The following is an 18,973-nucleotide window of genomic DNA, read 5'->3' as shown; positions in this document are numbered from 1 at the left end:
CTACCACTCGCCGTCGGTCACCCGGCCGGGGTCGTCGCCGAGCGGCTGGACCTGCTGCGGCGGCACCCAGCCCTGCTCGTCGTCGCCGAGCCAGTCGCCCACCGGTCGGACGCCGGTGAGCGGCGGGGCGGCGGCCAGGTCGTCGCCGTCGGCGTCGTAGTAGTCGAACCAGGGCAGGCCGGCCGAGTTGTACGCCGCCCGGTCCACCGGTGACGCCGGGGCCGGCTCGCCGGTGACCGCCCGCCACTGCGGGGCCGTCGCCAGATGGACGAAGACCCGGCCGGACGGCTCCTGCCGCCAGTCCGTCGCCGGCCGCTCGTCGCGGAACACCTCCTGGCGCATCCGGCCGCCGGCCCCCAGGCCCATCGCCGGGGCGGCGGGCGCGGGCGGCCCGAGGGTGCTCATCGGCAGCGGAGCGCCGCCGGGCGCCGAGCCCGCGCCGGTGTCCGCCCAGTTGCCGCGCGCCGCGGCCTGCCGCCGGCGCGCCGCCCGCCAGCGGTCCAGCGCCTCCCGGCGCAGCTCGAAGACCTGGAGCTGCACCCCGCCCCACACCTCCGCCCCCGAGACCTGGCCCTCCACGGTGGCGCCGAGGCCCAGCGGCACCGCCACGAACTGCCGGATCGTGCCGGCCCCGGAGTTGATGCCGTCCAGCCACGGCTGCCGCGGCAGCACCACGTAGTTCTGCGGGTCGCGCGAGAGCCGGTCGCTCCACGGCCGCCCGGACACCGCGCACACCTTGCCGACCCCCACCTGGAGGGCGGCCGGCACCGGCGAGGAGAAGCCGAGCCACATCGCCTCGCGCTGGTAGACCGGCAGCAGCACCCCGCCGCGCTCCAGCCAGCGGGACGGCGCCCGGCCCGGGTAGTCGGCCACCTTACGCAGCGGGAACGTGCCGAGCCCCGGCGGCAGCGGATGGGTGCCGTGCTCCGGCAGCCGCAGCGTCCGCATGAACCGGACCGTCACCCCGCCCGGCAGCTCCAGCGCCGCGCCCGATAAGCGCACCTGACCGTCCACGAAAGGCCCCCCTTCGTCAGCCGCGACCGAAGGTCAGCCGCGCCCCCGCGCCTGCAACGATGCCAGATAGGCGTTGTACGCGACGAGTTCCGAGTCTCCGTCACGGTCAGCCGCCCGGTCGGTGCGGCGCGCCTGGCGCTTCTCGGAGGTGTACCACTGGAACAGCAGGGCGACCAGCACGAGGACCGAGGGGATCTCGCTGAACGCCCAGGCGATGCCGCCGGCCGCGGTCTGGTCGTCCAGCGGATCGATGCCGAGCGAGGCCGCGGGGTGCAGGAACGTGTTGACCATCGGCTGGCTCGCCATCATCAGCGCGATCCCGAAGAACGCGTGGAACGGCATCCCGGCGAACAGCTCCAGCATCCGCATCACGTAGCCCGACCGGTGCGGCCCGGGGTCCACCCCCATGATCGGCCAGAAGAACACCAGGCCGACGCCGAGGAAGTGCAGCATCATCGCGATGTGCCCGGCCCTGGTGTCCATCAGCGTGTCGAACAGCGAGGTGAAGTACAGCCCGTACAGGCTCGCGATGAACAGCGGGATGGTGAACGCCGGGTGCGTGATCACCCGCATGAACCGGCTGTGCAGCAGCTTCACCAGCAGCTCCCGCGGCCCGATCCGGCCGCGCCCGGCCGACGGCAGGGTGCGCAGCGCCAGCGTCACCGGCGCGCCGAGCAGCAGCAGGATGGGGGAGAGCATGCTGAGGATCATGTGCTGCACCATGTGCACGCTGAACATGACCATGCCGTAGTCGTTCAGCCGGGTGCACATCGCCAGACCCACCGTCAGCACCCCGGCGGTGAACGCCAGCACCCGGCCCACCGGCCAGGCGTCGCCGCGCAGCCGCAGCCGCAGCACCGCCCACAGGTACAGCCCGAGCACCACGACGCAGCCGATCAGGAAGAACGGGTCTCCGCTGCTGAACGCCAGGCCCCGGCCGACGGTGAACGGCGGCAGGTCCATGTGCATGCCGTGTCCGCCGTGGTCCATCCGTCACTCCTCCGTCACCGCGCGCCCGACCGGCGTGCGCCGATCCGGCCCCCCAGCCCGCTCCAGACTAGAACCGCCCCCGGCGCCGTTCTCGGCCGGGGGCGGACTTGCGGCAGATCAGCCGGTCACAGCACGCACTCGGCCTCGGTGTAGCGGTCGGCCGGCACGGTCTTGAGGTGCTCGACGGCCTCGGCGAGCGGCACCAGCCGGATGTCGGTGCCGCGCAGCGCCGTCATCATGCCGAACCGACGGTGGTGCACCGCCTCCACCGCGTGCCAGCCGAACCGGGTGGCCAGCACCCTGTCGTAGGCGGTGGGGGTGCCGCCGCGCTGCACATGGCCGAGTATCACCGGCCTGGCCTCCTTGCCGAGCCGCTCCTCCAGCTCGACCGAGAGCTGGTTGGCGACCCCGCTGAACCGCTCGTGCCCGTAGACGTCGGTGGCGCCGTCGGAGAACTCCATGGTGCCCTCCCGCGGCTTGGCACCCTCGGAGACCACCACGATCGCGAACTTCTTGCCCGCCTCGAAGCGCTTGCCGACCACCGCGGCCAGCTCCGCGACGTCGAACGGCCGCTCCGGCACCACGATCGCGTGGGCGCCGGCCGCCATCCCGGAGTGCAGCGCGATCCACCCGGTGTGCCGGCCCATGACCTCCACGATCAGCACCCGCTGGTGCGACTCCGCGGTGGTCTTCAGCCGGTCCAGCGCCTCGGTGGCCACGGTCACCGCGGTGTCGAAGCCGAAGGTGACGTCGGTGGAGGTGATGTCGTTGTCGATGGTCTTGGGCACGCCGACGATCGGCAGGCCCGCGTCCGACAGCAGCCGGGCCGCCTTGAGCGTGCCCTCACCGCCGATCGGGATGATCGCGTCGAGACCGAGGTCGGCCACATGGCCCTTGGCCTGCTCCACCCCGCCGCGCAGGTGCTCGGGACGCACCCGGGAGGATCCGAGGATGGTGCCGCCGCGGGCCAGGATGCCGCTCACCGCGTCGAGGTCGAGCTTGCGGTAGTCGCACTCGAGCAGGCCCTTCCAGCCGTCGTGGAAGCCGATGACCTCGTCACCGTGGTCCACCACGGCGCGGTGCACGACGGACCGGATGACGGCGTTCAGCCCGGGGCAGTCGCCGCCGCTGGTCAGCACACCAATACGCATTGCTCTCGCCAATCCTGCAACTCAACCGGACGGCCGGACCCCGTCGTCCGGATGGATCGCAGCCAGCTTACCGAGCCTGCCGGGGCAGGCTTCACGGCGACCGTACCGCGGACACCTGACCGTTGGCCGAACGGCAGGAGACGGGCGCGGAGCGTGACGGTGGCCAGGTCGTCGACGCCGCCGGGTGGCGGCGCCCGGCCGCGCCCGGTGGGCCCGCCGCCGCTAGGCGGGCTGCACCGCCGCCGCGATCCGCTCGCTGCGCAGCGCCTCGTACCACTGGTCGTCCACCGGCGGCAGCGCGTTCACATCGAGCGCCAGCTTGATCAGCAGGTCGGCGATCTGCGGGTTGCGGGCCATCACCGGGCCGTGCATGTACGTACCGAACACCGTGTCGTTGAAGGCGCCCTCGGTGCCGTCGCCGGTGCCGTTGCCCTTGCCGACCCGCAGCCGGGCCAGCGGCCGGGCGGCCGGGCCGATGTGCGTGATGCCCTGGTGGTTCTCGAAGCCGGTCAGCGGCGGCAGGCCGAGCTGCGGGTCGATGTCGGCCAGCACGTCGCCGACGCAGCGCTCGCCGTCGCCCCTGGTGCTCACCACGTCGAGCAGGCCGAGGCCCGGCTCGGGGCGGCCCAGGTCGTTGACGAACTCGTGGCCGAGGATCTGGTAGCCCGCGCAGACCGAGAAGACGATGGCGCCGTTGGACACCGCCCGGCCCAGACCGCCGTCGCGGCGCAGCCGTTCGGCCGCCAGCCGCTGCGGCCGGTCCTCGCCGCCGCCGATCAGGTAGATGTCGCCGGAGGTCGGGATCGGCTGGTCGGACCTGACGTCCACCCGGGTGACCGGCACCCGGCGCTGCAGCGCCCGCCGCTCCACCACCAGCGCGTTGCCCTGGTCGCCGTAGGTGCTGAGCAGGTCGGGGTAGACCCACACCAGGCGCAGGCTGGAATCACTCATGCGTGCTTCTCCTCGTACCCTCTGAAGTTCGTACCCTGAGCGGCCGGGTCAGTTCTTGACCCGGCGGCGCAGGTCCTGGAAGGCGGTGTAGTTGGCGATCGCCTCGATCCGGCCGGGCGGCGCCGAGCGCACCGCCTCGTCGAGGTCGGCGCAGACCAGGAACTGGAGCCCGGCCACCTCGAGGCGTACCGCCAGGTCCATCTTGCGGTCGCCGATCACCAGGATCGGGTGCCCGGCCAGCCGGGTGTAGTCCACGTCCCACAGCCAGGACGTGTCGGTGCCGTCGGCGCCGCGGGCGTTGACCGACAGCACCACCGGCGTGGGCGGGCCGTCGATCAGCGAGAACGTCTCCAGCCAGCCGGCCGGGTTCTTCGCCAGCAGCAGCCGCAGCTCGCGCTGCTGGTAGGAGACCACGTCATAGCGGCCGGCCACCGCCTGCACCTTGTACATCCGCTCCAGCGCGACCTTGGGGTCGATGCCGAAGGCCGCCGCCGCGGCGGCCGACACCGCCGCGTTGGACCGGTTGGCCCGGCCCGGCAGCTGGAGCTGGATCGGCCAGGCGACGCCGTTCGGGTCGACCACGTGGTCGCCGGACAGCGCCCAGGTCGGCACCGGGCGGCGGAAGCCGCACTCGGCGCAGAACCAGTCCTCCGACGGTCGCTGCAGCACGCCGCCGCAGGACGGGCAGGACCAGGCGTCGTCCTTCCACTCCTGCCCGGCGGCGACCCAGACCACGGTGGGGCTGGAGGAGGCCGCCCAGGTGATCAGCGGGTCGTCGGCGTTGGCGATCACGATCGCGTCGGTGCCGGCCAGGCCCTCGCGCCACTTCTCGGCGAGCATCCGGGTCTCGGCGGCCCGGTCGAGCTGGTCGCGGGACAGGTTGAGCAGCGCGATGGCCTTGGGGTTGACGTCCCGGGCGACACCGGCGAGGTACTTCTCGTCCACCTCGATCACCGCGAACCGCGCGGCGGAGCCGCCGGCCAGCGCGGAGGTGATGCCGGCCGGCATGTTGGCGCCGAGCGCGTTGGAGACCACCTGGCCGCCGGCCCGCAGCGCCTCGGCGAGCAGCCGGGTGGTGGTGGTCTTGCCGTTGGTCGCCGACACCAGCACCACGTCGAGGTGTCCGGCGAGCCGGGCCAGCAGGTCGGGGTCGAGCCTCAGCGCCACCTTGCCGCCGATCACCGAGCCGCTGCCCTTGCCCGCCGCGCGGGACACCGCCGCCGCGGCCCTGCCGGCCGTCACGGCCAGCTTGGCCCGCGGCGACAGCGGCTCCGAGTTGCCTGCCATCGTCTGTCTTCCTCCTCGACTCCGGCCGCCGCCCTGCCCTGGTGACGGCCGGTCCTCCGCCTCCGCGGGCCGCTGCGGCGGCCGGCAGGTTCCGGTCGGTGCTCAGCCTATCGACTTCCCGCGGCCCCGGCCGCACCGCGCCGCCCCGGTCAGCGCATACCCTGACCGGCATGCGACCCGGCATCATCCCTGGCAGCACCGGAGACGTCCGGCCGGTGCGGCCGTTCGGCGACCCCTGCCTGCACGCCCCGTGCGCCGAGGTGACGTCCTTCGACGCGGCCCTGGCCAGGCTGGTGGAGGACATGTTCGCCTCGATGTACGCCTGTGCGGGCGTCGGCCTGGCCGCCAATCAGATCGGCGTACCGCTGCGGGTGTTCGTCTACGACTGCCCGGACGACGAGGACCGCCGCCATCTGGGCCATCTGGTCAACCCGGGCCCGGTGGCGACCGGCGGGGTGTCCGTCACCGGCGCCGAGGGCTGCCTGTCGCTGCCCGGCGTGGAGTCCGGCACCCGGCGGTACGACGAGGCGGTGGTCCAGGGCTTCGACGTCCACGGCACACCGGTGACGGTGGCCGGCACCGGGTTCTTCGCCCGCTGCCTCCAGCACGAGAGCGACCACCTGGACGGGCTGGTCTTCACCGACCGGCTGCGCGGCCCCCGCCGGGCCCGCGCGCTGTGGGCGGCGCGGCGGCTGGCCGGATCGCGCTGAGCTGCCGCGGAACCGGCGCCGCCGCGCGGCTCCTTGGGCCCTACAGCCGTACGGCGCCGCTCACAGCCCCTGGCTGCCGGCCCGGTCGCCGGCCGCCGCGAGCCGGCCCCACAGCAGGTCGGCCAGCGTGCGGACCAGCGCGTCCCGCGAGCACGGCCGCTCGCCGAGCCACCAGTCGCCGGCCGCGTACATCATGCCGACGATGCCGTGGCCCCAGATCCTGGCCAGCTCGCGGGTGTCGGGGCCGAGGTCGAGCCGCTCGGCGATCACCTCGCCGAGGTCCTCGCCCATCCGGCGCAGCAGCGGGACCGAGTGCCGGCCGACGTCGAAGCCGTTCTCGCCGTCGGAGGGGGTCTCGGCCGGGTGCATCAGGAACCGGTAGACCTGCGGCCGGGTCTCGATGGCCGACAGGTAGGCGTGCAGGGTGGCCTCCACCCGGTCCCTGCGGTCGCCGGGGGAGTCGAGCGCGGTGCGCAGGTTGGCCAGCAGCGCGTCGGTGTGCCGCTTGGCCAGCGCCCGGTACAGGCCGCTCTTGTCGCCGAAGTGCCGGTACAGGATCGGCTTGGTGATGCCCGCCTCGGCGGCGATCGCGTTCATCGACGCTTCCGGGCCGTCCCGCAGCACCACGCGGTCGGCGGCCTCTAGCAATTGCGAGCGCCGTCGTTCCGCGGCCGTCCGCTGGTCCTGCCGCTGGCCGGTCTCCACCCGCGCCTCCCCGCCTGTTCGATTGCCGGTGGTCTGCGCAACGTAACATCCCCGGCGCCGGTACTCGCCCGCCGAGCAGGGAGTTGACAGCTCTTACCGGGCGGTAACAGACTGCTGTTACCGCTAGTAACCATCACGTGGAGGGGACCATGGGCGACTTCACGCTCGAACTCAACGACGACCAGCAGTCCGTGCGCGACTGGATCCACGGCTTCGCGGCCGACGTGATGCGCCCGGCCGCGGCCGAATGGGACGAGCGCGAGGAGACGCCCTGGCCGATCATCCAGGAGGCCGCCAAGATCGGCCTGTACTCGCTGGACTTCTACGCGCAGCAGTTCTTCGACCCCACCGGCCTCGGCATACCGCTGACGATGGAGGAGCTGTTCTGGGGCGACGCGGGGATCGCGCTGTCCATCGTCGGCACCGGCCTGGCCGCGGTCGGCGTGCTGGCCAACGGCACCGAGGAGCAGATCGGCACCTGGGTGCCGCAGATGTACGGCGACGTGAACGACGTCAAGGTCGCCGCCTTCTGCTCCTCCGAGCCCGACGCCGGATCCGACGTCGGCGCGATGCGCACCCGCGCGGTCTACGACGAGGCCACCGGCGAGTGGGTGCTCAACGGCACCAAGACCTGGGCCACCAACGGCGGCATCGCCAGCGTCCACGTGGTGGTCGCCGTGGTCGATCCCGAACTCGGCACCAAGGGGCACGCCTCGTTCATCGTGCCGCCCGGCACCCCGGGCCTGTCCCAGGGCCAGAAGTTCAAGAAGCACGGCATCCGCGCCTCGCACACCGCCGAAGTGGTGCTGGAGGACGTCCGGGTGCCCGGCGACTGCCTGCTCGGCGGCAAGGAGAAGCTGGACGAGCGGCTGGCCAGGGCGCACGAGCGGGCGAAGTCGGGCGCGGGGGAGCGGTCCAAGAACGCGGCGATGGCCACCTTCGAGGCGTCCCGGCCGGCGGTCGGCGCGATGGCGGTCGGCACCGCGAGGGCGGCCTACGAGGTCGCGCTCGAATACGCCGTCACCCGCGAGCAGTTCGGCCGGCCGATCATCGACAACCAGGGCGTCGCCTTCCAGCTCGCCGACATGCGCACCCAGATCGACGCGGCCCGGCTGCTGGTCTGGCGGGCGTCCTGGATGGCCACCGCGGGCAAGCCGTTTACCTCGGCCGAGGGCTCGATGTCCAAGCTCTTCGCCAGCGAGACCGCCAAGAAGGTCACCGCCCAGGCAGTGCAGATCCTCGGCGGCAACGGCTACACCCGGGAGTACCCGGTGGAGCGGATGCACCGGGACAGCGCGATCTACACCATCTTCGAGGGCACCAGCGAGATCCAGCGCCTGGTGATCGCCCGGACGCTGTCGGGGCTGCCGATCCGCTGACCGGAGCGAGCCGGTGGCGGTGGAGGTGCGGGCCCGGTGCAGACACGGGGCCCGCGCCGCTGCGGGGGTGCGCCGGTGCGGGGCCGGCTAGTCGTTGTTGCCGTAGCCGCGCAGCACGAACCACGCGATCAGCGCGGAGCCGACCACCGCGATCACGATGATGCTGCGCATCAGGCCGCCCGGCCCGACCTTGTCGTCGGACGGCCCCGCGAGAATGCTGAGGGCGTGCATCGCGCCGAGGTGCATGAGGTCTCCTTCTGGTCCGGCTGTCCAGCCTAGACCCGCCTCCGCGGCGGCCCGGCCGCAGGGCGGGCATCCACCACCCGGAGCGGGCAAAAGCCGTGAGGCGGCACATATGTGCGGGCGGGCCCGCCGCCGGGCAGCCGGACGTGACGACCGGCACCCGGCGGCGTGGCCGATCCCCGTACCTGCGCCGGGCGCGGTCTGCTTCAATGGGGGACATGGCCAGCACTACTGACACCGGGACAGGTCGCAGCGACCTGGAGCCCTTCTGGCCGTCCCGGCAGGAGCACCACTTCGACCGCTGGTGTTGCCGCGCGATCCCCGCGCGGACCCGCGTCTCCCGCTGACCTTCCCGCACCCGGCCCAGCCCGGCGGTGGCAGCACACCGGTCCCGCGCAATACGGAGTCCCACGACCCTTCGCGCGAAAGAGCCGAACCATGCCGAACCTGCCTGAGATCCACTCCGTGCCCGCCCCCGTCGCACACCGCCAGCGACTGCGCGCGGTACGCCCCGACGAGGTGCCGCCCGCGCCGGACTTCCTGCCGCCCGGCGCCACCTGGATGCCCGCTCCCGGCAATGTGCTGCCCGCGACCGTCGGCGGCGCCCCGATGGTCGGCTACCTGGTGCTCGTCCCGGCCGACCAGCACCTGCCCGACATCGGACCGCAGGCCGTCCCGTCCGCCCGGGACGACTCCTCGCTGCCGGTGCGGATCGACGACGACCGCCGCACCGCCGAGGTGGACGGCCGCCCGCTCGACCTGACCTACCTGGAGTTCGAGCTGCTGGCCCACCTGGTCGCGCACCCGCACCGGGTGCACTCCCGCGACCAGCTGGTCACCACCGTCTGGGGATACGGCCATGTGGGGGACGGCCGCACCGTGGACGTCCACATCGCCCGGCTGCGCCGCAAGCTCGGCGCGGAGCACCGCGGCAGCATCGTGACCGTCCGCCGGGTCGGCTACAAGTACGCCCCGGTGGCCGCCGCCCGGCACTGACCGGACCGCCGGGCCCCCGCCGCGCCGGCGGGGGCTACGGCACCACCGTCACCGGCCACCGTCCGGCCTTCACCAGCCGGACGGCGACCGAGCCGACCAGCCGGTGGCCGGCCCGCTCGGAGGCGCCCACCACGACCGCGTCGGCGGTGAGCTGGTCGGCGGCGGTGGCCAGGCCGCCGTAGGGGTCGCCGCGGAAGGTGTGGAACTCCCAGCGCACCACGAAGGTGCCGCGCAGCCGCTCGACCGACCGGCGGATCTCGGCCACCAGCTGCTCGGCGATCCCGGTGTCCACCTGGGTCACCGGCACCCCGAGCGCGGCGCCGGTCGGCATGTAGGGCTGCACGTAGACGAGCGCCAGCAGCGCGTTCTGCCGGCGCGCCAGGCCCGCCGCGTAGGCCGCGGCCCGCCAGGACGAATCGGAGCCGTCGAGGCCGGCGACGATCACTTTCGGTCCGTCCGTGCCGCGTTCGAAGCGCGCGGGCACCTTCTGCTCGTCCACGCGGCCAGGCTATCGGCCGATGGCCTGCGGGTTCATCCCCCAGCACGCGGTGTTCTCGGGCCGGCCTCACTCCAATGGCCGCATTGCCACGACATGGGCAGTTTTGCGATGCACGCTTTCCGTGAGGAGTGAAACAGGCGGTGTCCTTCCGCCCGGCGCACGCACTCAGGTGCGGTCCGCGCCCCGTGTGAACAGCACGCCGCCCACGCCGCTACCGGGGAGGTTTGTGATGCCGAGTGTGTCCACGGATGTCTTCGTACCCAGGCGGCCCGCCGAGGTGTTCGACTTTCTCGCCGACGCCCGCAACCTCGCCCTCTGGAGCTCCGGGGTCTCCTCGGTCGACTCCGACCCGGTGCCGCCCGGCGCCGACGCCGAGTACCGCTACCGGTACCCCGGCCGCCGCCGCCCGCACCGGCTGGTCTGCGCCAGCTTCGAGCCGTGCCGGCGGATAGCGTTCCGCGGCCAGCGGATGTGGTGCCCGCTGGGCACCCAGGTACCGCTGTACGGCTTCGACCTGCTGCCGCACAAGGACGGCACGCTGGTCAGGCTGTCGGTGAACAGCTCGCTCAGCGCCGGCCTGCTGGCGCTGGCCCCGGTGGTGGCCATGGCCTGGCGCCGGGACCTGCCCAACGACGCCAAGAAGTTCTGCGACCTGCTCGGCCCCGCCGCCGCGCCGGCCACCCCGCCGCTGCGGACCCCGGCGACGCCGCATGGCTTCGACTACGCTCATTGAGTGTTAAACTAACAAGGTGACGAAATGGTGGAGACATCAGCTTCGCCCCTGACTGCCCCGGCCTGGTCCCCCCGTCCCGGCCGGGGCTCTTCTCTGTCCGGCGACGGCCCGCGGCCCGCTGTCAGACCCCCGCAGTAGCGTGCTGCCATGACAGACGCACCACACCGCACCCAGCAGCGGGTCCGCCTCGAACCCTGGTCGGCCGACGACCTCTGGCTGCTGCGCAGGACCAACGCGCCCGAGATGACCGACCACCTCGGCGGCCCCGAGACCGAGCAGCAGCTGCTCGCCCGCCACCAGCGCTACCAGCGGCTCAGCGGCACCGCGGGCACCATGTTCCGGGTGGTGCTCCAACAGGGCGGCGAGGTCGCCGGCTCGATCGGCTACTGGGAGCAGACCTGGCAGGACGAGCCGGTCTACGAGACCGGCTGGGGAGTGCTGCCCGAGTTCCAGGGCCGCGGCATCGCGGTCGCCGCGGCCCGCGCGGTGGTGGAGTGGGCGGCGGCCCACGGCGACCGCCGCCGGCTGCACGCCTTCCCCTCGGTGGACCACCCCGCGTCCAACGCGGTCTGCCGCAAGGCCGGATTCACCTTCGCCGGCGAGTGCGCCTTTGAGTACCCCAAGGGGAATCCGATCAGGTCCAACGACTGGTCGATCGACCTGGAGCAGCCCCGCGACTGACCACCCGGCCCGGGCGCGCCGGACCGCGGCTCAGGCGCCGGCCGCCCGCAGCCCCGGCACGATCTGCCCGCGCACGTAGTCGGCGAAGCTCCCGCCGCCCATGGCGCCCTGGATCACGGCGGTGCCGTGTGCCTCGGCCGCCTTGCGCAGCAGCCGGCGCGAACCCCAGCCCACCCCGCCGCCGATCACCAGCGCGGTGATCTTCCCCGTGTTGATCTGCGCCACCGCGTCCCCGTCGGTCGTCACCCCGACGGCTTCGAAGCCCTCCTCGCGCAGCACCGCGATAGCGGCGCTGACAACACTCTCCATCCGGCCGATCACCAGAGCGGTCATGATTGGCTTCTCCTCGTGGACGCGCTCGCGCGCGTGATAGACGACGGCATCAGCGTGGAACCTCTCAAGCGGTGTTGCCGTACCCACAGGTGCTGCCCCGCCGCACACCCGCCGACACCTGGCGGCGGGATCCCGCCACCACCCGCCCGCGCACCGAGGAGCCGCCGTGCCCCACCGCAACACCGTCCGCCTGGCCGCCGCCACCGCCGCGGTCGCCGCCGTCACCACCAGCCTCACGCTCGGCGCCGGAAACGCGTCCGCACTGGTCAGGCGGCCCGGGCCGATCACGCTGCCGACGCCGGTACTGATGCGGGACACCGGCGGCGGCAGCCAGCTGATCACCGCCACCGCGCCGACGCTGTCGAGCACCAGCGGCACCCTGATCTGGTGGCAGAAGGAGGGCACGGTCTGGAAGAAGGCCGGCAGCGCGCCGGCCAGGTTCGGCGCGCACGGGCTCGCCGAGGGGGCGACCCGCCGGCAGAACACCAGCACCACGCCCACCGGCCTGTTCGGGCTGCCGTTCGCCTTCGGCAACGCCGCCGCGCCGACCGGCACCGTGCTGCCGTACCGCAGGGTCACCTCGTCGGCCTGGTGGTGCGAGGACAACGCCTCGACCTCGTACAACCGCTGGGTCAGCCCGCTGCCCAAGGACTGCCGGGGCAGCGAGTCCGAGCACCTGGCCGACTACCCGACCCAGTACGCGCACGCCGTGCTGATCGACTTCAACTACGACAAGCCGGTCAAGGGCCGCGGCGCCGGGATCTTCCTGCACGTCAACGGCAGCGGCGCCACCGCGGGTTGCGTGTCGGTGCCGGCCGCGTCGATGGACGCGATCATGGCCTGGCTGCGGCCGGCCGACAGCCCGCACATCGCGATCGGCACCACCGGCGGGGACACCGCCGTCAGCCGCTACTGAGCGCCGCCCGGCCCGCCTTCCCGCCGCGGGCGGGCCGGTTCACAGCTCCTTCCAGCAGCTCATGATGGTGGTGGCCACCACCAGGCCGACCTGCCGGTGGGTCCTGACCGGATTCCCGAAGCGGGCCGGCAGCGCGTGCACGTCCACCCGCAGCACGTTCAGGTCCTTGCGGACGTAGACCGAGCCGTCAGGGACGGAGAACGCCTGGTCGCCCAGCCCCTGGACGGCCTTCGCGCCGGAGCCGGCCGCGTGCCGCAGGGACTCGTAGTACGCCGCCTCGCCGGCCTGGTCGGGCAGTTGCTTGACCGACAGGGTCATGGCCGCGGTCGGGCCGTAGTGGTAGACGCAAGTGTAGAGGTCGTTCGTCCAGGTGGGCTTCAGCGGGGCGGTCGGGGTGGCGCCGATGACGCTGCTGATCTCGAACTTCGCCTCGTCCGCGCAGATGATCGCGGTGGCGGGGGTGGGGCCCGGGATGCTCGCGGACGCCACCGCGGTGGCCGTGGGCCGGGCGCCGGAGGGGGTCGGGCCGGCGGAGTGGTGCGAGGAGGAGCAACCCGTCGCCCCGGCGGCGACGGCCACGACGGCGAGGACCGGCAACCACCGGGGCGCGGGCTTGTTCACAGTGACTCCTTGGTGGTTACGGCAGTTCGTACTGCGCGTTGAGCGCGGCACCCTTGGACGGCTGGGTCTCGTCGTAGCCGCGGGCGTCGCACTGCAGGCCGCCGTTGATGCAGTGGGTGATCAGCGCGGCCTGGGTGGCCGGGTCCCACGCGTTGAAGAAGTCGTAGTGGAAGGAGAAGCCCCGACCACTGGACAGGTGCACCTGGGACATGTCCCCGTGCACCGGGAAGGCCATCTTGAACTCGATCATCGGCAGCGCGACCGGGTGGTCGGCCGGGCAGACGCCGTTGATCGGATACGCCATGTGGCTCTTGTGGTCCGGCGTGTCCAGGTAGAGGCCGTTCCAGCAACTGGGGGCCTGGTAGCGGATGTTGAGCTGGACGTCGGCTCCGTTCGGGCAGGATGCCGGGAAGTCGATGTTGCCGTAGTTGTCGCCGCACTCCCAACCGGCCACGAAGCCGGGGTCGTTGCGGAACTGGGTGGCGGTGGCGGCCGGGCTGCCGACCAGGAAGCGCAGGCCCGGCGGGAACGGCCGGACACTGGTGTAGTCGTTCACGCCGGTCTTGTAGTAGATGACCTGCGGGCCCACCGGCTCGACGACCTGGCTGCCGTTGTACACCGTCGGCATCCAGTAACCGGACTTGTCACCCGGCGCCTTGCAGGTGGTGGTGCCGGCGTTGAGCGAGGCCAGCGTGCTGTTGGCGTTCGTGGTGACGTTGCTCAGGAACGTGTGCATGTGCGAGGCGCCCGGCTGGCCGGGGAAGACGATCGGGTCGTCGGGCAGTTCCTTCATGGTCGAGCAGTTCGCCTGGAACTCGTGGAAGTACGCGTGCGGCGGGTTGTACGTGGACGGCACCACACCGGTGACCTGGGGGTTGGCCAGGACGTAGCCGGCGGTGCTGACGGTGACCGACCCGTAGACCTTGAAGTCATAGAGCGAGTAGCCGTACTGGGTGCCGCGGACGGTGGCGTAGACCCGGATGTACCGGCCGGTGCCGGTGACGTTCAGGCTCTGGTTGCCGCCGGTGCTGGTGGTGGTGGAGTAGACCGGGGTCCAGGTGTTGGCGTCGGGCGAGGTCTGGATCTGGAACGCCTTGGCGTAGGCGGTCTCCCAGCTCAGGTCGACGCGGGAGATGGTGGCGTTGCCGCCGAGGTCGATCTGGAGCCACTGCGGGTCGCTCCAGGCGCTGGCCCAGCGGGTGGTGGGGTCGGAGTCGACGGCAGCCCCTGACGGGGTGCCGGCGTTCTCGGTGGACGAGGCGATGGTCGGCCGGCTCACCGAGATCAGCGAGTCGGCGGCACTGGCCTGCGTGGCGGCGGAGCCGCCCCAGGTCAGCATCGAGACCATGGTGGCGAGCGCGACGGCGAGGGCGGCCCTTGCGGGCCACCGTGGAAGCTGCCGGCGGCGGAGGGGCGGGCGTCTGCGGGATCTCACGGGTACCTCCAGGGAGAGGCGCGGAGGACGCTCGGGAGAGCGCTCTCCTGTGGTGCACAGGGTTTCTCCGGCGTTTCGAGGGTGTCAAGAGTTTGTACCGAGCCGACCGCGCAGAGTGGCCGGTTGGCTGGTACACAACGGTCGGAAAGTGGCGGCTGTGCTCCCGGTGGCGGTTCACAGCTCGGCCGTCCAGCTGGGGCGTCGGCTCCGGAGAGAGTTCGGAGAGCGCTCACCGAAGTCCTGAACCGGGCCCGCGGGGAGCCGGAGATTGTAAAATCTTCATCAAGTGGCGAGGGTGCGGGGGCTGTTGACATCGCTGTCAGTGGCGGAACACTCGTCCGGGCCGGATTTCCCGTGCCATGATGCGGCGCGACGACTTGGGGGGCAGGAAGGCGTGTCTGGAGAACTCGGACCCTGGTTTCACCGATTCAAGCCGGCGGCAGCCGGTTCCGTGCCACTGTTCTGCTTTCCGCACGCGGGCGGCGGGGCCACCTCGTTTCTGCGACTGGCCACCGCGCTGACGCCGGAAATAGATGTACTCGCCGTGCAGTACCCGGGGCGGCAGGACCGTTTCGGCGAACCGTTCGCGACCAGCCTGACCGAACTCGCGGCAACGGTCGCGGCGGAGGCCAGAAGGGTCGCAGCGGGGCCTTTCGCATTGTTCGGGCACAGCATGGGCGCGACCGTGGCCTTCGAGGCCGCCCGCCGGCTGGAGGGCGGCGGCCTGACCCCCGTCGCGCTCTTCGCCTCGGGCCGGGTCGGGCCCTCGCACCCGCCGGGCGACCTCACCGGTCCGCTCGACGACGCGGCCCTGCTGGCCGATATCCGGCTGCTGGGCGGCACACCGGAGGAGATCCTCCAGGACCCGGACATGATGAGCATCCTGCTGCCGCCGCTGCGCGCGGACTACCGGGCGCTCCAGTCATACCGGTTCGCCACCGACGTGTACCGGGAGCAGGTGGCCTGCCGGATCACCGCCCTGATCGGCAACCGCGATCCGCGGGTGTCGAAGGACGGGGCGCTGGCCTGGTCGCGGCACACCGCCGCTGAATTCGAACTGCTCGAATTCGACGGTGGCCATTTCTACCTCGACGGGTCAACGGATTCCGTCGCCGATCACATCAGGACCGTACTGCGGGACGGGGTACGAGTATGAGATACGACTTACTTCTCGCGTTACGGACCGAGCGCGGCTGGACCCAGGAAGAGCTTTCCGCCCGCTCCGGGATCAGCGTGCGCACCATCAGAAATCTGGAACGCGGCCGTATCCACACCCCGCGGCGCAGCTCGCTGGAGCTGCTGTTCTCGGTACTCGACCCCGAATTGCACGGCGGCGCCGACGAACTGGGCGCCGGCCGGACAGGGCCGGGCGAAGGGGCGGGGCCGCGGACGGCGACCGGCCCGGCGGCCGGAGTGCCCGGTGGGCCAGGAGGGTCTGGAGTGCTGCCGGTGGGGATGCCGGGGCTCGGCATCGGCTCGCCCGCCGGTCCGCGGTTCCGGCGGCCGGGCGGCCGGCCGCCGGCCCGCTGGCGCGGGCCGCACCCGCCGCGAACGGCGCTGGTCGGCCGCGATCCGGACCTGGATCGGCTGTCGGAACTGGTCACCGGCAGCCCGGTCACCGTGCTGACCGGTCCCGGCGGGGCCGGCAAGACCAGGCTCGCGCTGTCCGTCGCCGCCCGGACCGCCGTACGGTTCCGCGGCGGCGTGGCGGTGGCCCAGCTCGGCGCCATCCGGGCCGTCCCGAACGGCTCCGGCGGCTCAGGGGACTGGGCCGGCGATCCCGAGACCCGGGCGGACGGCCTGGCGGCGCTGGCCGCCGCGCAGCACGCGGTCGGCGAACTGCTCGGCGGCGACCGGCAGCCGGCCGACGGCTACCCCGCGCTGCTGATCCTGGACACCGCCGAGCACCTGCCCTGCGTCACCGCCCGGCTGGTGGAGCAGCTGCGCGAGTCCTGGCCCGATCTGCACCTGATGATCACCACCCGCCGCCCGCCCGTGCTGCCCGAGGCCCGGATCTGGGAGACGGCTCCGCTGGCCGAGTCCGCCGCGATCGAGCTGATGCGGATGCGGCTGGCCAGCAGCTCGCTCGCCGCGGACCTGACCTGCCGGCCCGGCGCCGTCCGGGACCTGTGCAGGCAGCTCGACCACCTGCCGCGGCTGATCGAGTTCGCCGCGTACTGGCTGCGCAGCATGCCGGTCTCGGCCCTGCTGGCGCCGGAACACGCCCTGGAACTCCTGGGGTTCCCGGACTTCTCGCTGCTGCCGCACCAGCGCTCGCTGCCGGCCAGCCTGGAGTGGAGCTGGAACCTGCTCACCGACCGGCAGCGGGCCTTCATGCACCGGCTCGCCGATCTGCCGCAGCCGGTGCTCGGCGACACCCCGGGCCTTGCCGCGCCTGAGGAGGGCCTGACCGGGGCCGACGCGGTCAGGCTGCTCGCCGAGCTCGCCGACGCCTCGATGCTCCAGCTGCACCGCGGGGCGGTGTACGAGTACCGGATGCTGCGGCACGTCCGGACCTTCGTCACCAGGCAGCGGACCCCCTCGCCGGGCCCGCGGCAGGCCGCCCAGCCGACACCGTTCTGACCTCTCCCTGACCGCCACCGGAGATTCCGGCAGCGCCCCTGTCCTTCCTGACCGAGCTCTGAAACCGGGGTTCTTGTGGCGAACCGGCGGCGCGAAGAACCTGTTAGTCAGGATCCGGTGCGGTGTCGGCGGAGGCCGTTCGCCGCCGGTCGCGGTGGTCGTGGTGATCGTGGTGGGAGGGGTGGACGATGGCAGGCTCGACGTCTTCTGAGGCGGCGCCGGTGGACGGCCGCACGCTGCGCGATGTGTGCGGCATGTTCGTCACCGGGGTGACCGTGATCACCAGTGGGGAGGACGGCGACGCGGAGGGCACCACGGTGAACTCGTTCACCTCGGTGTCGCTCGACCCGCCGCTGGTGCTGTTCTGCCTGCACAAGGAGTCCCGGCTGCGGGCGGTGGTGGACGCGTCGCGGAAGTTCGTCGTGAACTTCCTCCAGGGACAGCAGGAGGGCCTGGCCCGGGCCTTCGCCGGCAAGGGCACCGCCGAGATCCGTGATGTCGCCACCCACCCGTCGGTGACGGGCGTGCCGGTGCTCAGCGACGCGCTGGCGTTCCTGTCCTGCCGGCTGGTGGACGAGTTCGACGGCGGTGACCACACGGTGTTCATCGGCGAGGTGGTGGAGCTCGGCGTGCCCCGGCAGCACCAGGAGCCGCTGGTGTTCTTCCGCGGCTGGCTGGGCGCGCTCGACGAGGAACTGCGCGGCGTCCCCTCGATCGTCGACGGCTGACCGGCCCGCGACGGCCGACCGTCCTCGACAGCCGACCGTCCCCGACGGCCGACCCCGCCGACCCGCCGGCTGACCCGGCCGGCCGGTTCCGCGCGGCTGTGCGCGCTCTGCTCCGATTCCCGTTCCGAGATGCCTGTGGAGGTTGCGGTGACCGTGGATTCCGGCAAGGTCGTCCGGCTGGACGATGTGGTACCGATCTCGTACGGCGGCGGCGAGGAGACCAGGTTCCTGCTGCGCTCCGAGGACACCGGCGGGCAGTACTCGTTCTACGAGGTGCGGATGCCGGCGGCCGAGGGCTCGGTGTGGCACGTGCACCACGACACCGACGAGTCGTTCTACGTCACCGAGGGCGAGTTCGAGGTCAAGATCGGCGACGAGATCCACAAGGCGCCGGCCGGCACCATGGTCCACGGGCCGCGCGGCGTGCCGCACTCCTTCTACAACACCTGGCACCGGACCAGCACGATGCTCTGCACCATGTCGCCCGGCGGCATCGAGCACTTCTTCGAGGAGCTGAGCGAGCTGCTGACCCGGCCGCAGCGGCCGGAGTGGGAGCAGATCAAGGCGGTCGGCGAGCGGCACGGCATCAGCGCCGACCGGCCGCAGGGCGGCCCGCACGGCGGACCGCCGGCCGGAGCCGGCAACTGATGGCCCGAGCGGTGGACCTGGATCCCGCGACGCCGATGCGCGCGCAGTTCCAGGAGGAGGCCGGCCCCGTGGTGCTGATGAACACCTTCTTCGTGCCGCGGGAGCGCACCGAGGAGTTCCTCGGACTGTGGCGGGACGACGCCGCGTTCATGAAGGCGCAGCCCGGCTGCGTCTCCATCCAGCTGCACCAGGGCACGGCCGGCAGCCAACTGCTGGTGAACCTGGCCGTCTGGGAGTCGTCGGCGGCGCTGGCCGCGGCACATGCCGATCCGGCCTTCCGGCGGCTCTCGGGCAGGCTGCCCGCCGACATCGTCGCGCACCCGCACCTGTTCACCACCGTGGCCGTCCCCGGGATCTGCGTCTCATGAGG

At 72.5% G+C, this 18,973-nt stretch carries 22 protein-coding genes and 2 pseudogenes; 12 read left to right on the top strand and 12 right to left on the bottom strand.

The genetic code is table 11. The features are described from left to right. From ACQPW6_RS01800 to ACQPW6_RS01780, 5 genes are all read right to left on the bottom strand, one after another. The gene (locus ACQPW6_RS01800) at positions 1–1,014 is read right to left on the bottom strand and encodes a hypothetical protein (protein ID WP_433887717.1); all 1,014 of its coding nucleotides are present in this window, start codon (positions 1,012–1,014) and stop codon (positions 1–3) included. 33 nt (positions 1,015–1,047) lie between these two features. Beyond that, positions 1,048–2,004 (bottom strand): cytochrome c oxidase assembly protein, encoded by a 957-nt coding sequence (locus ACQPW6_RS01795; RefSeq protein WP_433887716.1) that lies wholly within the window; start codon positions 2,002–2,004, stop codon positions 1,048–1,050. A gap of 125 nt (positions 2,005–2,129) precedes the next feature. Continuing rightward, a complete protein-coding gene (locus tag ACQPW6_RS01790; protein WP_433887715.1) occupies positions 2,130–3,155 on the bottom strand; it encodes a 6-phosphofructokinase in 1,026 nt (341 codons plus the stop codon). A 222-nt stretch (positions 3,156–3,377) separates the two neighbouring features. Beyond that, positions 3,378–4,106: a type 1 glutamine amidotransferase gene (locus ACQPW6_RS01785; RefSeq protein ID WP_433887714.1), complete on the bottom strand. Its 729-nt coding sequence runs from the start codon at positions 4,104–4,106 to the stop codon at positions 3,378–3,380. 48 nt (positions 4,107–4,154) lie between these two features. After that, positions 4,155–5,393, bottom strand: a complete 1,239-nt coding sequence (locus ACQPW6_RS01780; RefSeq protein ID WP_433887713.1) for a MurT ligase domain-containing protein — start codon at positions 5,391–5,393, stop codon at positions 4,155–4,157. A gap of 170 nt (positions 5,394–5,563) precedes the next feature. Between ACQPW6_RS01780 and def the strand changes: the two genes are divergently transcribed. Further along, positions 5,564–6,103 (top strand): peptide deformylase, encoded by a 540-nt coding sequence (gene def / locus ACQPW6_RS01775; RefSeq protein ID WP_433887712.1) that lies wholly within the window; start codon positions 5,564–5,566, stop codon positions 6,101–6,103. Between the two features lie 60 nt (positions 6,104–6,163). Here def and ACQPW6_RS01770 read toward each other — a convergent pair whose 3' ends face one another. After that, a complete protein-coding gene (locus ACQPW6_RS01770; protein WP_433887711.1) occupies positions 6,164–6,808 on the bottom strand; it encodes a TetR family transcriptional regulator in 645 nt (214 codons plus the stop codon). A gap of 149 nt (positions 6,809–6,957) precedes the next feature. Here ACQPW6_RS01770 and ACQPW6_RS01765 point away from each other — a divergent pair, with 149 nt between their 5' ends. Then, the gene (locus ACQPW6_RS01765) at positions 6,958–8,187 is read left to right on the top strand and encodes an acyl-CoA dehydrogenase family protein (RefSeq protein ID WP_433887710.1); all 1,230 of its coding nucleotides are present in this window, start codon (positions 6,958–6,960) and stop codon (positions 8,185–8,187) included. An 87-nt stretch (positions 8,188–8,274) separates the two neighbouring features. On the opposite strand, the gene ACQPW6_RS01760 is transcribed toward ACQPW6_RS01765, so the two are convergent. Next, complete coding sequence (locus ACQPW6_RS01760; RefSeq protein WP_433887709.1) at positions 8,275–8,433, bottom strand: hypothetical protein; 159 nt, start codon at positions 8,431–8,433, stop codon at positions 8,275–8,277. Positions 8,434–8,648: 215 nt separating this feature from the next. Here ACQPW6_RS01760 and ACQPW6_RS01755 point away from each other — a divergent pair, with 215 nt between their 5' ends. Both ACQPW6_RS01755 and ACQPW6_RS01750 read left to right on the top strand, forming a co-directional pair. Continuing rightward, entirely contained in the window at positions 8,649–8,777 is a 129-nt protein-coding gene (locus tag ACQPW6_RS01755) for a hypothetical protein (RefSeq protein ID WP_433887708.1), read from the top strand. A 91-nt stretch (positions 8,778–8,868) separates the two neighbouring features. Beyond that, positions 8,869–9,426 (top strand): winged helix-turn-helix domain-containing protein, encoded by a 558-nt coding sequence (locus ACQPW6_RS01750; protein WP_433887707.1) that lies wholly within the window; start codon positions 8,869–8,871, stop codon positions 9,424–9,426. Between the two features lie 34 nt (positions 9,427–9,460). On the opposite strand, the gene ACQPW6_RS01745 is transcribed toward ACQPW6_RS01750, so the two are convergent. Next, the gene (locus tag ACQPW6_RS01745) at positions 9,461–9,925 is read right to left on the bottom strand and encodes a universal stress protein (RefSeq protein WP_433887706.1); all 465 of its coding nucleotides are present in this window, start codon (positions 9,923–9,925) and stop codon (positions 9,461–9,463) included. Positions 9,926–10,154: 229 nt separating this feature from the next. On the opposite strand from ACQPW6_RS01745, the gene ACQPW6_RS01740 reads away from it, so the two are divergent. Further along, positions 10,155–10,658 carry an SRPBCC family protein gene (locus ACQPW6_RS01740; RefSeq protein WP_433887705.1) on the top strand — a complete coding sequence of 168 codons (504 nt, stop codon included), beginning with the start codon at positions 10,155–10,157 and terminating at the stop codon, positions 10,656–10,658. 147 nt (positions 10,659–10,805) lie between these two features. After that, positions 10,806–11,339, top strand: a complete 534-nt coding sequence (locus tag ACQPW6_RS01735) for a GNAT family N-acetyltransferase (protein WP_433887704.1) — start codon at positions 10,806–10,808, stop codon at positions 11,337–11,339. Between the two features lie 30 nt (positions 11,340–11,369). Here ACQPW6_RS01735 and ACQPW6_RS01730 read toward each other — a convergent pair whose 3' ends face one another. Then, on the bottom strand, positions 11,370–11,672 hold the full coding sequence (locus tag ACQPW6_RS01730) for a hypothetical protein (RefSeq protein WP_433887703.1): 303 nt from the start codon (positions 11,670–11,672) through the stop codon (positions 11,370–11,372). A 166-nt stretch (positions 11,673–11,838) separates the two neighbouring features. On the opposite strand from ACQPW6_RS01730, the gene ACQPW6_RS01725 reads away from it, so the two are divergent. Then, a complete protein-coding gene (locus ACQPW6_RS01725; RefSeq protein ID WP_433887702.1) occupies positions 11,839–12,588 on the top strand; it encodes a L,D-transpeptidase family protein in 750 nt (249 codons plus the stop codon). Positions 12,589–12,627: 39 nt separating this feature from the next. On the opposite strand, the gene ACQPW6_RS01720 is transcribed toward ACQPW6_RS01725, so the two are convergent. From ACQPW6_RS01720 to ACQPW6_RS01710, 3 genes and pseudogenes are all read right to left on the bottom strand, one after another. Then, positions 12,628–13,209 (bottom strand): hypothetical protein, encoded by a 582-nt coding sequence (locus tag ACQPW6_RS01720; protein WP_433887701.1) that lies wholly within the window; start codon positions 13,207–13,209, stop codon positions 12,628–12,630. A gap of 16 nt (positions 13,210–13,225) precedes the next feature. After that, positions 13,226–14,214, bottom strand: a pseudogene (locus ACQPW6_RS01715) (DUF1996 domain-containing protein); the annotation flags it as partial. Beyond that, a pseudogene (locus ACQPW6_RS01710) lies at positions 14,201–14,548 on the bottom strand (discoidin domain-containing protein); the annotation flags it as partial. The pseudogenes ACQPW6_RS01715 and ACQPW6_RS01710, both read right to left, overlap by 14 nt. A 547-nt stretch (positions 14,549–15,095) precedes the next feature. Here ACQPW6_RS01710 and ACQPW6_RS01705 point away from each other — a divergent pair. The 5 genes from ACQPW6_RS01705 (at position 15,096) to ACQPW6_RS01685 (ending at position 18,971) form a co-directional block, all read left to right on the top strand. Beyond that, the gene (locus tag ACQPW6_RS01705; protein ID WP_433887700.1) at positions 15,096–15,800 is read left to right on the top strand and encodes a thioesterase II family protein; all 705 of its coding nucleotides are present in this window, start codon (positions 15,096–15,098) and stop codon (positions 15,798–15,800) included. After that, positions 15,797–17,227: a helix-turn-helix domain-containing protein gene (locus ACQPW6_RS01700; protein WP_433887699.1), complete on the top strand. Its 1,431-nt coding sequence runs from the start codon at positions 15,797–15,799 to the stop codon at positions 17,225–17,227. Before ACQPW6_RS01705 ends, ACQPW6_RS01700 begins: the two co-directional genes overlap by 4 nt. A 188-nt stretch (positions 17,228–17,415) precedes the next feature. Further along, positions 17,416–17,955 carry a flavin reductase family protein gene (locus tag ACQPW6_RS01695; protein WP_433887698.1) on the top strand — a complete coding sequence of 180 codons (540 nt, stop codon included), beginning with the start codon at positions 17,416–17,418 and terminating at the stop codon, positions 17,953–17,955. A 147-nt stretch (positions 17,956–18,102) separates the two neighbouring features. Further along, positions 18,103–18,603, top strand: coding sequence for a cupin domain-containing protein (locus tag ACQPW6_RS01690; protein WP_433887697.1), 501 nt, complete (start codon positions 18,103–18,105; stop codon positions 18,601–18,603). Further along, complete coding sequence (locus tag ACQPW6_RS01685) at positions 18,603–18,971, top strand: antibiotic biosynthesis monooxygenase family protein (protein WP_433887696.1); 369 nt, start codon at positions 18,603–18,605, stop codon at positions 18,969–18,971. Before ACQPW6_RS01690 ends, ACQPW6_RS01685 begins: the two co-directional genes overlap by 1 nt. Positions 18,972–18,973 lie beyond the last annotated feature (2 nt).

The sequence above is a fragment of the Streptomyces sp. CA-111067 genome, from assembly GCF_050956065.1.
Taxonomy (GTDB): Bacteria; Actinomycetota; Actinomycetes; order Streptomycetales; family Streptomycetaceae; genus Actinacidiphila.
Note: the sequence above shows the minus strand (reverse complement) of the source record. Positions and strands in the feature narration are given on the sequence as shown.